The organism is Desulfurivibrio dismutans (assembly GCF_029210385.1).
GTDB classification, from domain to species: domain Bacteria; phylum Desulfobacterota; class Desulfobulbia; order Desulfobulbales; family Desulfurivibrionaceae; genus Desulfurivibrio; species Desulfurivibrio dismutans.
The window spans coordinates 18,272-32,324 of the sequence record NZ_JARGDQ010000009.1 but is presented as its reverse complement, the minus strand read 5'-3'; the positions used below and the strand labels follow the sequence as shown (position 1 = coordinate 32,324).

Sequence of the window (14,053 nt, the reverse complement as noted above, 5' to 3'; positions counted from 1 at the left end):
GCCGACGGCAAAAAATACCAGGAGGGTACAGCCATGTTGATTTTAGCCCGTAAACCGGGAGAGGCGGTGGCCATCGGCGACGATATTTCCATCCGCGTACTGGAGATCAAAAACGGCCAGGTGAAGCTCGGGGTGGAGGCGCCGGACCATATACCCGTGCACCGGGACGAGATCTACCGCCGCATTTTAGAGGCCAACCGCCGGGCCGCCGCCGAGCAGTTCGGTGATCTGGAAAGCCTGGCCACCAACCTGGCCGAAAAAAAACGGCATACTTGATAATTTGTTTCAGAGATCGGACAACAAACCGATATTACAAAAAAGGGTGGACATGAGGTCTGCCTTTAAAACCACCAGGAGGTGAACCAATGGCTCAAGCAGCGATGAAAATTGAAGAAAGTACCCCAACCATCACCGTACCGACCAGCCGTTTCGGCGAGATCAGCATCGACCCGGAAAAAATCATCACCATGACCAGCGCTTTTCCCGGTTTTCCCGAGTCCCGGCGCTTCGTGCTGCGGCAGCACAGCAGCAAATCGCCGTTCATGTGGCTGCAGTCGCTGGACAACCCCGATCTGGCCTTTGTGGTTATTCAGGCCAGCCGCCTAGTGCCCCAGTATCAGCCGGAACTGCCCGCCGCCGCCATGCGGGAACTGGGCGAAAGTAATGACGGCAGCCTGGAGATGCTGCTGATCCTGGCCATCCCCAAGGGCCAGCCCGAACAGATGACCGCCAATCTGCTGGGCCCGGTGGTCTTAAACCCGGTCTCCCTGTTGGCCAAACAGGTCCTGCTGGACCCCAACAAATTCGACGCCGCCTGGCCGGTATTCGAGCCGGAAGAGAACTAGGGGGCCACGAAGCCGCCGACCTGTAGAGGGTTTAGAGCCGGGCAGGGCTGCCAGCAAACGGTCATACGGCACAAGGAAGTGCCGTCAACTCCCCTCTTTACTAAGGTCCGTACCGGCCGTCATTCTTTATAGTTACGCCAGCTCTTTTCTTCACCCCGCAACAGCCGGCCGATGTTGTCCCGGTGCTTAAACCAGATCAGCAGCGCGAAAAAGAGCGCCAACAGCGTCTCCAGCCACACCTCGGCCCAGGTCGCCCCCAGAATTTCCATCAACCCCGGCTCAACGGGAGCCGCCGAGTGGTACAGCAGCCATACCAGCCCCGGCATCAGCAAAGAGGCGCTCAGCGAGGCCAGGGAAACATAACCCCAGTTAAGCAGCACCAGCACAAAAACCATCATGGCTCCCAAGGCCGCCAGCGGCGTCAGGTACAAAAAAACGCCCAGAGCGGTGGCCACCCCCTTGCCGCCTTTAAAGCCCAGGTAAATCGGAAACAGGTGCCCCAAAAAGGCCGCCGTGCCGCACAGCGCCACCACCGGTGAGTGCCACGGATCCCCCGCCAGCCACCAGGAAGCCAGCATCATCGGCAGCACTCCCTTGAGCAGGTCGGCCAGCAACGTCACCGCCCCCAGCTTTTTACCCAGCAGCCGCCCGACATTGGTGGCCCCGATATTGCCGCTACCCTCCCGCCGCACATCCATACCCGCCATTTTGCCCAGCAGCAGACCAAAAGGGACCGAACCCAGCAGGTAGGCGCCAACGACCAGCATTGTATAAGTAAGCATCGAAAATTCCATTGTCATTTGCCCGCCCGAATATGATAACATCGTTGTAACCGGTTTTTGGAGCTGCCAGAGTATCATGTTTGCGAACAACTGGCTAGCAGCACGCCGCACACAACAGGGCAACCGCAATGTAATTGGCCTGGGCACCGGGTTTTGCAGTCCCCAGCGCGATACGTTTTTGACCTTGCCCGGCCGGGGAAACCGTAACCACGCAATTCTGGAGTTGCTGCATGGATCATAAAGAACTCCTCGCGGCCACCATCGCTTTGGCGGAAGAAACCATGAGCCGGCGGGAAGGGGGGCCCTTTGCCGCCCTGGTGGTGCGGGAGGGAGAGATCATCGGCCGGGGCTGGAACCGGGTTACCTCCGCCAACGATCCCACCGCCCACGCCGAAGTGGAAGCCATCCGCGACGCCTGCGCCCATCTTAAAGACTTCAGCCTGGCCGGTTGCACCCTGTACGTCAACTGCGAACCCTGCCCCATGTGCCTGGCCGCCGCCTACTGGGCCGGCATCGAGGCCATCTACTACGCCGCCGACCGCCACGACGCGGCGGCCATCGGCTTTGCCGATCTGCACATCTATGAAGAACTGGCCCGCCCGTCGGCAGCGCGCCAACTTCCCACTCGCCAGTTGCTGCGGGACCAGGCTCTGCCGCTGTTCAAGAAATGGCAGGAGATGCCGGATAAAATACTTTATTGATGACTTCGCAAGAAGTTATCAACGCGCCCATGGATGGGCGCGCAAATCAATAGCTTGCTGTGTAAGTTATTGATTTGTAAGGAAAGCGAAAACGCGGTTTCCGCTTTCCGGGGAGCAAAAAGTCCATGGACGGACTTTTTGCGACATCATCTTTATCGAAAAAAATCGTAACTATCCGGCACTTTTGGTCAAGTAACTGTTCAGCAGCGCCCCATCTTGCGGTGATCAGGTCGGCGCCGCGTACATCAGTACGCAAGCCGGCCTGATCACCGCAAGATGGGGCGCTGCTGGACAGTTACAAAAAAAATCAAAACATTTGACCCAGGTCAAGGTGCCAAAAGATTCCATCCGCTACCATACCGGCAACATGAAGATAGAAACCGGTCGGCGGCATAAGGGTTGCCGGCCAGCTTTGTTATTTCAATTCAGAAGGAGGATAAACCATGTTTTGTTATCAGTGTGAACAGACGGCCAAGGGTGAAGGATGCAAGACCATTGGGGTTTGCGGCAAGAAGCCGGAAGTGGCGGCGCTGCAGGATCTGCTGGTTTACGCCATGCAGGGACTGGCCTTGGTGGCGACGGAAGGGCGCAAGGTGGGGGTAGTTGATGAAGAGGTCAACCTGTTCACCTGCGAGGCGGTTTTCTCCACCCTGACCAACGTGGATTTCGATCCCGAACGCTTCGTGGCCCTGATCAAACGCACCGTGTCCCTGCGCCAGGAGTTGACCAAAAAAGTCCAGGCCGCCGGCGGCAAAACCGATTTCAACGAAGCCGCCTTTACCTTCCAGCCCGCCGCCGACATGGACGGTATGGTCAAGCAGGGCGAGGAGGTGGACATGAAAAACGCCTCCGACGACAACGCCGACATCCAGTCACTCAAGCACATCCTGCTCTTCGGCATCAAGGGTGTGGCCGCCTACGCCGACCATGCCAAGATCCTGGGCCAGGAAGACGATCAGGTATACGCCTTTATCCAGGAAAGCCTGGCCAACCTGCTGCGTAAGGACATGGGCCTGCAGGACTGGGTAGGCCTGGTGCTCAAGTGCGGCGAGGTCAACCTGCGGGCCATGGAGTTGCTGGATGCCGGCAACACCGGCACTTACGGCCATCCGGTGCCCACCGAGGTGCCCCTGGGCGCCAAGGCCGGCAAGGCCATCCTGGTTTCCGGCCACGACTTGAAAGACCTGGAGATGCTGCTCAAGCAGACCGAGGGTAAGGGGATCAACATCTACACCCACGGCGAGATGCTGCCGGCCCACGGTTATCCCGAGCTGAAGAAGTACCCCCACCTGCACGGCCATTACGGCACCGCCTGGCAGAACCAGCATAAGGAGTTTGGCGAGTTCCCCGGCGCCATCCTGATGACCACCAACTGCATCCAGAAGCCCCAGGGTTCTTACCAGGACAACATCTTCACCACCGGCCTGGTGGGCTGGCCGGCAGTGGCCCATGTGGACGACAAGGGTTGCCCCTCCATGCTGGACAAGGTCAAAAGCGCCGTGGGCCTGGGTTGCGCCGGCAAGGGCAAGGACTTCAGCGCGGTGATCAAGAAGGCCCAGGAACTGCCCGGTTTTGCCGCCGACACCGACAAGGGCAAGGTCATGGTGGGTTTTGCCCGCAACACCGTGATGGGCGTGGCCGACAAGGTTATCCAGGCGGTCAAGGACAAGAATATCCGTCACTTCTTCCTGGTGGCCGGTTGCGACGGCGCCAAACCGGGCCGTAACTACTACACCGAGTTCGTAGAGAAGGTACCGTCCGACTGCGTGGTGCTGACCCTGGCCTGCGGCAAGTTCCGCTTCTTCGATAAAAACCTGGGCGACATCGGCGGCATCCCGCGGCTGCTGGACGTGGGCCAGTGCAACGACGCCTACTCGGCCATCCAGATCGCCGTGGCACTGTCCAAGGCCTTCGAGTGCGGGGTTAACGACCTGCCGTTGAGCATGGTGCTCTCCTGGTACGAGCAAAAGGCGGTGGCCATCCTGCTGACCCTGCTGCACCTGGGCATCAAGGACATCCGCCTGGGACCCAGCCTGCCGGCCTTTGTTACCCCCAATGTGCTCAATGTGCTGGTGGAGAATTTCGACATCAAGCCCATCAGCACCCCGGATGAGGACCTGAAGACCATTTTGGGGTAAGGGGTTGCACTAAGGGCCCGTAGCAAGGGTTGGCCACCGTCCTGTTTTCGCTCATTCTCGGCGGGTTGCCTGCCCGCCCCCCATCATCTATGGGGGTGGCCGCTGCCTCCTGCACGTCCATGTGCCCGGCAGCGGCCAAACTCCGCGAAAACAGGACGGCGGCCAACCCGGAACGCTCCTTGGCAGCGCCACCCTTGCAACGTTAAACTCGCTCACCGCCTGGACGGGGGCCGCGAAACCCAGTAGCAACGGGTTCGCCGGCGGGCGGGCGCATGGACGCGCAGGAGGCCGGCCAAGAATGAGTTGCTACCGGGTTTTGCGGACCCCACCCCGTGGCCAAAACCAATTACTTTGACGAATTATTGCGGCGCCGACCAACTTAACTGAGACCAAGAGAGCTAATTGTTATGCAATGCCCCGGACAGGACAGCCGCTTTTGGGACTCCAGCGCGGTGTTTGAGACCACCTGCGAGAAATGCGGCGCCGAGATGGAGTTTTTCAAGGATGACGCCAGGCGGATTTGCAAGAATTGCGGCCACCGCATGCTCAATCCCAAGATGGACTTCGGCTGCGCCTCCTACTGCCCTTACGCCGAGCAGTGCCTGGGTGAGTTGCCGCCGGAGTTGCTGAAAAAGAAGCAGGAAGAGTTGGTTGATAAGGTGGCGGTGGCAGTGAAAAAGCTTTACGGCGATGATTTCACGCGTATCGGTCATGCCGGGCGGGTGGCCAATCGGGCCGCCCAACTGGCCGCCGACACGGAAGGGGCCAACCCGGCAGTGGTGCGGCTGGCCGCCTACCTGCACGATCTTTATCAACCGGCGGCCGAACCGCCCCGGTCCTTCGCCGACATCCGGCGACTGCTGGCCGAGGCCGGCGCCAACCCCGGCCTGGTGGAGGAAGTTTGCCGGGTCGTGGAACAGCTGCGGCAGCCGGCGGCCGCCCCCACCGCCGAGGGCGAGGATATCAATCTGCAAATTATTCGCAAGGCCCACCGGGCGGCGGAACAGCAGCAATAACAACAGCGCCGACAAATCAAACCCACGGTATACTTAAACTGAAAACCTGCCGGAAAAAATTACCCGGCCCAGGGGAGCAACAACCATGAAAGTAACACGAAAAATAATTGAGATAGACGAAAATCTCTGTGACGGCTGCGGCCAGTGCGTGCCCGACTGCGCCGAAGGCGCCCTGGAGATTATCGATGGCAAGGCCCGACTGGTGGCGGAAAAATACTGCGACGGCCTGGGCGCCTGCCTTGGGGCCTGCCCCACCGGAGCCCTGAAGGTGATTGAGCGCCAGGCCGATGATTTTGATGAAGCGGCAGTGGAAGAACTGCTGGCCGCCAAAAAGGTCCAGGCCGAGGCCCCCGCTCCGGCGGCGGCGGACACCATGGCCTGTGGCTGCGCCTCGTCGCATATCCAGAGCTTCGGCCCGGCCACTTCGCCCTGCCAGGCCGCCAATCAACCCCGGTCCACGGCCGGAGCGCCGGCGGTGCCGGCCGCTTACGCCGGGGCCGACCCCGCCCAGTCCGCCCTTACCCACTGGCCCATCCAGATTCGGCTGGTACCGCCCGAGGCCCCTTTCCTGAAAGGCGCCGATCTACTGGTGGCCGCCGACTGTGTGCCGGTGGCGCATCCCGCCTTCAACCGGGAGCTGTTGCCGGGCAAGACGGTGCTGCTGGGCTGCCCCAAGTTTGACGATGCCGAATCCTACGTGGCGAAGTTCAGCGAGATTTTCCAGGTGGCCGGCATTAAGAGCATCACCATGGCCATCATGGAGGTCCCCTGCTGCGGCAGCATGCGCGGCATTATCCAGGCCGCCCAGCAGCGGGCCGGCACCTCCATCCCGGTGGAAGAGGTGGTCATCGGGGTGCGGGGTAACCGGCTGTAAGACGCCGGCCCTTACTGTCCAGACAATCACCTGATATCACGCCAAAAAACCAACCCAAACAGGGGGTTGGCATTTCTCTAAACAATACGGTATAATCACCGCTTGCCAAGCCAAATTCTCACCGGGAACCTGCCCGGTGAGAATTTGTCTTTTTTAGTCATCTTGCCATTTGCTTTCATTATGAACTTTTTTTATCTGGCCACTGACCTGCTTAGCTACGGAGAAAACAGAATTATGCTACCCCACCGTTCCCCCCTGTCCCTGTTGCCGATTTACCTGCTCGCCCTGATCCTGCTCACGCTGCCGGCCGCCACCGGTTGCTCCCGCAACGCAGACCCGGTTACCAGCATGCCAGCTTTTTCCCTGACGTCCGCCCAGGACGGCCGCACCATCAACAGCCGTGATTTCGTCGGCCAAACCCTGGTGGTTACCTTCTTTGCCACCTGGTGCCCACCCTGCCGCCAGGAAGTACCCACCCTGATCGCCCTGCAGGAAAAATACGGCAACGGCGATTTTACCGTTCTGGGTATCTCGGTGGACCAGGGCGATGCCCGGGGGGTGCGCAATTTCATGTCCGAATTGGGCATTAACTACCCGGTGGTGATGAGCGGCCCCGATACCCCGCGAAACTTCGGTGACGTCTTCGGCATCCCCACCACTTTTCTCATTGATCGCCAGGGGGAAATCATTCAGCGCTTTGACGGCTACGTGGACATCCGCGTGCTGGAGCGCGAGTTGCAGGCCGTTTTATGATGACTTTGCAAGAAGTCATCATCGCGCCCATGGACTTTTGGCGACTTCATCTTTTATAGACTATAAACCATCCGGGCCAGCCATCCGGTTGCGCCCCGGGACATTGCCGCAAAGGACCACGTATGCAAGCCGACCTCACACTACCGCCGCCAGCAGCGGAAACCCTGGCAAAACTGCAAAAAAGCTACCAGGTGGAACTGGAACCGTGGAATATCCGGGAGCACCGGTTGCACCTGCTCCAGGTAAGCGACCTGGCACCACTGCTGGGCGACAAGGATCCTTTTGAGGATGTGGAAAGTTTTCCCTTCTGGGTCAAGATCTGGGAAGCGGCCCTGGTGCTGGCTGATTTCATGGCCGCCCAGACCCCCGACCCGGAAGGCCGGGTGCTGGAACTGGGAGCCGGCCTGGGCCTGCCCGGCCTGGCCGCCGCCGCCGCCGGACACCGGGTAACCTTGAGCGACTACGAAGAGCATATCCTTGATTTTCAACGGGTAAGCGCCGCTGCCAGCGGTGTTGATCCGCAGGTGGAACACCTGCTGCTGGATTGGCTGAACCCGGTGGAATTACCGCAGTTCACCACCATCATCGGGGCCGAGATCCTCTTCCGGGAAGAGTTTTTCACCCCGCTGCTGGAGATCATAGACCGTTTTCTGGCGCCAGGCGGCACTGTTTACCTGGCCCACGACATCCGCCGCCAGAGCGTCTCCCCATTCCTTACCCGGGCGGAGAAGGAAAAGGGGTTTACCATCGCCATCAGCCAGCGCCGGATGCAAAGCGATGACAGCGAACACACCGTCATCCTAAGCCGTTTACAAAAAAAACCTCGTTAACATGCGCTACCAAGATCTGGACTGGAATGCCATGTGGCGTGAAGAGCGGCAGCACAAGAGCCGGCCCCGTCGCAATCGGCGGGAATGGGACCGGCGGGCGGCGGATTTCGCCACCCGCAACCTGGATTCGCCCTACACCGACCAGTTCCTGGCCAAGTTTGCCTGGCAACCCCACTGGACAGTGCTGGATGCCGGCTGCGGCCCCGGCACCCTGGCCCTGCCCTTGGCCCGCCGGGTACAACAGGTAAGCGCCGTTGACTACTCCGCCGCCATGCTGGCAGAACTGGACAAGCAAAAGCAAAGCCAGGAATTGTCAAACATTCGCACCGTCCAGGCGGCCTGGGAGGATGACTGGGCCGCCCTGGGTCTTGAACCCCACGACGTGGTCATCGCCTCCCGCTCCCTGGCGGTGGACAATCTGGCCGGGGCCCTGGCCAAAATGGACCGTTACAGCCGGCGGTTGGCCATTATCGGCGACCGGGTGGGGGCCGGCCCCTTCGACCCGGAGCTGTTTGCCGCCCTGGGCCGCCCCTTCGACCCCGGCCCGGATTATATCTACACCATCAATATCCTCTACCGGCTGGGTATCCACGCCGGGGTGGACTTCATCATCCTCGACCACGAACGAATTTATCCGGATCGGCAAAGGGCCATCGACTCCCTGCTCTGGATGATCCCGGCCGAAGAACCCCTGTCCGCCGAAGAACAGCGCCGCCTGGAAGAGTACGCAGACGCCCGCCTGCACCCCAAGCCGGACGGAACTTTTGCCCTACGCCGCGACACCCCCTCCAAGTGGGCCCTTATCCATTGGGAAAAGAGTCAGGCTTGCGCACTTGGACGGGGGCCGCGAAGCCCGGTAGCGGCGGGTTTGCCGGCAGCCGGGCACATGGACGTGCAGGAGGCTGCCGGCACCGCCATAGATGATTTGGGAGCGGGCAGGCAACCCGCCGAGAATGAGCCGCTACCGGGCTTCGCGGCCCCCACCCCGGTGCAACAACCAAAAACTTCGACGAATCAAAGCGGAGGCACCCGATGCGGATCATGATCGTCGGGGCCGGCATGGTCGGCCGCCATCTTTGTGAAAAGCTCTCCGGCGAGGGCCAGGAAGTGGTGCTGGTGGACAGCGACGAGAAGAAGCTGCGCCGCCTGGAGCGCGAACTCAACGTCATGCCGGTGCACGGTACCGGCGCCTCCCCCAAGGTGCTGGAAAAGGCGGGTATCGAACGCACCGAGCTGTTCATCGCGGTCACCGACAGCGACGAGATCAACCTGATTGCCTGCATCATCTCCCGCCAGTACAAGGTCAAGACCCGGATTGCCCGGGTCCGCAACAAGGACTTCTACGCCCACGGCACCTCCGGAGTGGAAGAGACCCTGGGGATCGACCTGGTGATCAGCCCGGATCTGGCCATGAGCGAGGAGATCCTGCGGCTCACCACCCTGAGCCAGGCCGTCGAGGTGGCGGAATTCGGCCACGGCCAGGTGGACATGCTGGGCTACGTGGCCAAGGAGGAACACCCCTGCGTCGGTTCCACCCTGGCCGACCTGCGGGACCTGCAGGATCTTTACCACTTCCTGGTGGTCGCCATCACCCGGGGCGAAAAAACCATCATTCCCCGGGGCAACGACAAAGTGGAACCCGGCGACAAACTCTACCTGGTGGCCCGCCGCCCGGACGTACCGGCGGTGGAGCACCTGCTCTTTGCCAGCACCAGCCGCCTGCCCCGCAAGGTGTTCATCATCGGCGGCGGCCCCATCGGCGCCATGGTGGCCCGCCAGATGGAACAGCTCAACATCGATGTCAGCCTGCTGGAGCAGGACCCGGCGGTCTGCGAGACCCTGGCCGAGCAGCTGGACGACACGGTGGTGCTCAACAGCGACGGCCTGGAAGCCAACGACCTGCTGGAAGAGGATATCGACCAGGTGGACCTGGTGATCGCGGTGACCAACAGCGACACCACCAACATCCTTTCCAGCCTGCTGGCCAAGCACCACGGGGCCAAAAAGTGCATCACCCTGATTTCCAACCCCGGCTTTGTTCCCATGCTGGGCAAACTGGGCATCGATGTCCCTCTGAGTCCACGCCAGGTGGCGGCCAATATGATTCTGCGCTATGTGCGCCACGGCGGCGGCCGCATCGTCAGTGTGGCCAGCCTGCTGGGCGGCGAGGCCGAGGTGGTGGAGATGAAGGTGCCGGACCAGGACCAGTTTGTCGACCTGCCCTTGAAGCACCTGACTTTCCCTCACGGCTCCATTGTCGGCGCCATCATCCGGGGGCACCAGACCATTATCCCCACCGGCGAGACCATGCTGGCCCCGGACGACAACCTGATCATCTTCTTTACCAGCGACGCGGAGCAGGGAGTGGAATCCCTCTTCGACAAGTGAAAATGAGCGGCAGCACCACATCTTCGGGCGATCGCCCCGACTTGCGTACCGAGGTACGCGGCGCCGGGGCGCTTGCCCGAATCTGCGGCACTGCCGCTCATTTTCTTGCTAGTCTGGCCAAGAATAGCGTGGGATAGAAAGTCATGCATACCGGTGGCGTGTTAAATATTTTAGGGAAGCTGCTGCTGCTGATTTCCCTTTTTCTGCTGACCCCCATTCCCGTCAGTGCCTATTACGATGACGGGCTGGTGGAAATTTTTCTGCTCTGCGCCGGGATCGGGGTCGGGGTCGGGGCGGGGCTGATTCTGCTGTTCAGGCCCATCAAGGAGTTGAGCCTGCGGGATGGTTTCGCGGTGGTGACGGTCTGCTGGCTGGGCATGGCCCTGCTGGGCTCCCTGCCCTACCTGCTTGCCGCCCAGGTGCCCTCCTTCGTCGACGCCCTGTTTGAGTCCATGAGCGGCTTTACCACCACCGGCTCCACCATCCTCACCGACATCGAGGCCCTGGCCCCCAGCCTGCTCTTCTGGCGGGCCACCACCCAGTGGCTGGGGGGCATGGGGATCATCGTGCTCTCCCTGGCTATCCTGCCGCTGCTGGGGATTGGCGGCATGCAGTTGTTCCAGGCCGAGATGACCGGCCCCACCAAGGACCGGCTGACCCCCCGCATCCAGGACACGGCCCGCATTCTCTGGTCGGTTTATGTGTTCTTCACCCTGGTGCTGATCGCCCTGCTGATGTTCGGGGGTTTAAGCTTTTACGACGCCACCACCCACGCCTTCTGCACCATTTCCACCGCCGGCTTTTCGCCTTACAACGACAGCGTGGGGCATTTCAACTCCACCTACGTTGAAGTGGTGATCATTATCTTCATGTTCATCGGCGGCATCAACTTCGCCATGCACCACCACGCGCTGCGGGGGCGGCTGCTCACCTACTGGCACAGTGAAGAGTTCCGGCTCTACCTGGGGCTGACCGTGGGCGCCATGCTGCTGATCACCTTTTTCAACTACCACTTCAATATTTACCAAAACCTTGCCACTTCGCTGCGCTACGCCTCCTTTCAGACGGTCTCCATCCTCACCACCTCGGGTTTTGGCACCGCCGATTTCACCCTCTGGCCCTCGTCGTCACAGTTGATCCTGGTGGGGCTGATGCTGGTGGGCGGCATGGCCGGCTCCACCGCCGGCAGCATTAAAACCGTGCGCTTCCTGCTCTTTTTCAAGTATGTCCGGTTGCAGTTGCGCAGCCTGATCCACCCCCAGACGGTGAGCATCATCAAGCTGGGCGGCCACCGGGTGCCCCGGGAGGTAATGACCGCCGTACTGGGGTTTTTCGCCCTTTATTTCATGATATTTTTGATTGCCACCCTGGTGGTCACCGCCCTGGGGGTGGACCTGGTCACCGGCACCACGGCGGTGATCGCCACCCTCAACAACATCGGCCCGGGACTGCACCTGGTGGGGCCGGCCCACGGTTTTGCCGATTTGCCGGCCCTGGCCAAGGTGATTCTCACTTTCTGCATGCTGGCCGGCCGCCTGGAGCTTTATACGGTGATCGTTCTGCTGACCCCCGCCTTCTGGCGCACTGCCCGCCGGCCGGAAGTACGCTTTTTCGCCCGTAGACAACCCACCACAGCGCCGTAAACGCACCGGTCAAAAGATGAATGAACATTACGATGTCATAGTGATCGGCGCCGGCCATGCCGGCTGCGAGGCGGCCCTGGCGGCGGCCCGGCTGGGCAGCCGCACGGCGCTGCTGGTGATCAACGCCGATACCATCGCCGCCCTGAGCTGCAACCCGGCGGTGGGAGGGCTGGCCAAAGGCCACCTGGTGCGGGAGATCGACGCCCTGGGCGGCGAGATGGCCCGCAACATCGACGCCACCGGTATCCAGTTCCGGCAGCTCAACACCAGCCGGGGGCCGGCGGTGCGCTCCTCCCGGGCCCAGGCCGACCGTCGGCTGTACCCGCAACGAATGAAACGGGTAATCGAAGAGCAGCCCAACCTGGAGCTGCGCCAGGCCACCGCCGACCGGCTGCTCATCGAGCAGCGCCGGGGACGGCCCCGGGTCTGCGGGGTGGCAACCTCGCTGGGGGAAGAGCTGCGGGCCGGAGCGGTGATCATCACCACCGGCACCTTTCTCAACGGCCTGATTCACGTCGGGCTCAAGCATTTCGCCGCCGGTCGCCTGGGAGACCCGCCCTCCCGCTCCTTGCCCGGGCACCTCAAGGAGCTGGGCTTTGCCATGGGTCGGATGAAAACCGGCACCCCGCCGCGGCTGGCCGGCGGCAGCATCGACTACCGGCAACTTGAGAGCCAGCCCGGCGATGAGCCGCCCCAGCTCTTTTCCTTTGCCAACGTCGGGCAAAAGCCGACCCTGCCCCAGGTGCCGTGTCATATCACCTACACCACCGCCCAAACCCACGAGATCATCCGCAAAGGCTGCGACCAGTCACCGCTGTTCACCGGGATCATCCAGGGGGTGGGGGCCCGTTACTGCCCCTCGGTGGAAGATAAGGTGATCCGTTTCCCGGACAAGGACCGCCACCAGATCTTCCTGGAACCGGAAGGGTTGGATACCTTGGAAGTGTACCCCAACGGGCTTTCCACCAGCCTGCCGCTGGCCGTCCAGCACGCCATGATCCGCAGCGTGCCGGGGCTGGAGCAGGCCCGCATGATCCGTCCGGGCTATGCCATCGAGTACGACTACGTCGATCCGCTGGAACTGCACCCCTGGCTGGAGTGCAAGCGCCTTGACCATCTTTTCCTGGCCGGCCAGATCAACGGCACCTCGGGGTATGAAGAGGCGGCGGCCCAGGGGCTGATGGCCGGCATCAACGCCACCCGTCAACTGGGAGGCCTGGAGCCCCTGGTATTGGACCGTTCCCAGGCCTATATCGGGGTGCTGATCGACGACCTGGTGACCAAGGGGACCAAGGAGCCCTATCGGCTATTCACCTCCCGGGCCGAGTACCGCCTGCTGCTGCGGGAGGACAACGCCGACTTTCGCCTGTGTGAAATCGGCCGCGAAATCGGCCTGCTGGATGAGCAGCGTTACCGCTGCTTCCGCCGCAAACGCCAGGCCATGGCCGAGTTGCGGCAGCAACTGGAACAGACCAGGCTTTACCCCTCCCCGGCGGTGAACGAGCAACTGGCCCGGCGACAAAGCTCCCCCCTGCGCCAGCCCGCCAGCCTGGCGGAACTGCTAAGAAGACCGGAGATGAATATCGACACGGTGCTGGCCCTGGCAGAAATGGGGCCAGAAATGGGGACAGATTTATTTTTGGACAACAAAAATAAATCTGTCCCCATTTCTGGCCCCACCGCCAACGACTCGGAACAGCCCGCCGATTTTTCCCGCCACATCCGCCAGGAAGTGGAACTGGAGCTCAAATACGCCGGCTATATCGACCGCCAGCAGGAACAGGTGCAGCGTTTCCGCAAGCTGGAGGCCCAGCGGCTGCCCGATGATCTGCAGTACACCGGGATGCCGGGCCTGAGCCTGGAGGTGGCGGAAAAACTGGAGCGGGTCCGCCCTCGCACCCTGGGCCAGGCCGCCCGTATCTCCGGCATCACCCCGGCGGCCATCAGTATTTTGCAGGTACAGTTGAAAAAGCGGGGACGAGCTTAAGGCAGGAAGTAACTATCCAGTTCATTCTGGCATGTAACTGAACAGCCGTGCCCCAGGTTGCGGTAAGCCAAGTCGGCGTAGCGTGCATCAGGTACT

13 protein-coding genes are annotated in these 14,053 nt (G+C 61.4%); 12 read left to right on the top strand and 1 reads right to left on the bottom strand.

Going from position 1 to position 14,053, the window contains the following annotated elements:
* The first annotated feature begins 33 nt into the window (after positions 1-33).
* Together csrA and fliW are read left to right on the top strand one after the other, a co-directional pair.
* Complete coding sequence (gene csrA, locus P0N66_RS10630; RefSeq protein ID WP_275805164.1) at positions 34-276, top strand: carbon storage regulator CsrA; 243 nt, start codon at positions 34-36, stop codon at positions 274-276.
* An 89-nt stretch (positions 277-365) separates the two neighbouring features.
* A complete protein-coding gene (gene fliW, locus P0N66_RS10625) occupies positions 366-845 on the top strand; it encodes a flagellar assembly protein FliW (RefSeq protein ID WP_275805162.1) in 480 nt (159 codons plus the stop codon).
* Positions 846-964: 119 nt separating this feature from the next.
* On the opposite strand, the gene plsY is transcribed toward fliW, so the two are convergent.
* Positions 965-1,627: a glycerol-3-phosphate 1-O-acyltransferase PlsY gene (gene plsY / locus P0N66_RS10620; RefSeq protein WP_275805159.1), complete on the bottom strand. Its 663-nt coding sequence runs from the start codon at positions 1,625-1,627 to the stop codon at positions 965-967.
* Between the two features lie 230 nt (positions 1,628-1,857).
* Between plsY and P0N66_RS10615 the strand changes: the two genes are divergently transcribed.
* The 10 genes from P0N66_RS10615 to mnmG all read left to right on the top strand — a co-directional run bounded on the left by P0N66_RS10615 (position 1,858) and on the right by mnmG (position 13,957).
* The gene (locus P0N66_RS10615; protein ID WP_275805157.1) at positions 1,858-2,328 is read left to right on the top strand and encodes a nucleoside deaminase; all 471 of its coding nucleotides are present in this window, start codon (positions 1,858-1,860) and stop codon (positions 2,326-2,328) included.
* Between the two features lie 443 nt (positions 2,329-2,771).
* Positions 2,772-4,466, top strand: a complete 1,695-nt coding sequence (gene hcp / locus P0N66_RS10610; RefSeq protein WP_275805155.1) for a hydroxylamine reductase — start codon at positions 2,772-2,774, stop codon at positions 4,464-4,466.
* A 407-nt stretch (positions 4,467-4,873) separates the two neighbouring features.
* Entirely contained in the window at positions 4,874-5,482 is a 609-nt protein-coding gene (locus tag P0N66_RS10605) for an HD domain-containing protein (protein WP_275805152.1), read from the top strand.
* Between the two features lie 85 nt (positions 5,483-5,567).
* Entirely contained in the window at positions 5,568-6,356 is a 789-nt protein-coding gene (locus tag P0N66_RS10600) for an ATP-binding protein (RefSeq protein WP_275805150.1), read from the top strand.
* Positions 6,357-6,590: 234 nt separating this feature from the next.
* Positions 6,591-7,109: a TlpA family protein disulfide reductase gene (locus tag P0N66_RS10595; RefSeq protein WP_275805148.1), complete on the top strand. Its 519-nt coding sequence runs from the start codon at positions 6,591-6,593 to the stop codon at positions 7,107-7,109.
* Positions 7,110-7,231: 122 nt separating this feature from the next.
* The gene (locus P0N66_RS10590) at positions 7,232-7,939 is read left to right on the top strand and encodes a class I SAM-dependent methyltransferase (protein ID WP_275805146.1); all 708 of its coding nucleotides are present in this window, start codon (positions 7,232-7,234) and stop codon (positions 7,937-7,939) included.
* 1 nt (position 7,940) lies between these two features.
* Positions 7,941-8,984 (top strand): class I SAM-dependent methyltransferase, encoded by a 1,044-nt coding sequence (locus P0N66_RS10585; RefSeq protein WP_275805144.1) that lies wholly within the window; start codon positions 7,941-7,943, stop codon positions 8,982-8,984.
* Complete coding sequence (gene trkA, locus P0N66_RS10580; protein ID WP_275805142.1) at positions 8,972-10,327, top strand: Trk system potassium transporter TrkA; 1,356 nt, start codon at positions 8,972-8,974, stop codon at positions 10,325-10,327. The genes P0N66_RS10585 and trkA overlap by 13 nt, the downstream gene beginning before the upstream one ends.
* Before the next feature lie 143 nt (positions 10,328-10,470).
* Complete coding sequence (locus tag P0N66_RS10575; protein WP_275805140.1) at positions 10,471-11,970, top strand: TrkH family potassium uptake protein; 1,500 nt, start codon at positions 10,471-10,473, stop codon at positions 11,968-11,970.
* A gap of 16 nt (positions 11,971-11,986) precedes the next feature.
* Positions 11,987-13,957 (top strand): tRNA uridine-5-carboxymethylaminomethyl(34) synthesis enzyme MnmG, encoded by a 1,971-nt coding sequence (gene mnmG, locus P0N66_RS10570; RefSeq protein WP_275805138.1) that lies wholly within the window; start codon positions 11,987-11,989, stop codon positions 13,955-13,957.
* Positions 13,958-14,053 lie beyond the last annotated feature (96 nt).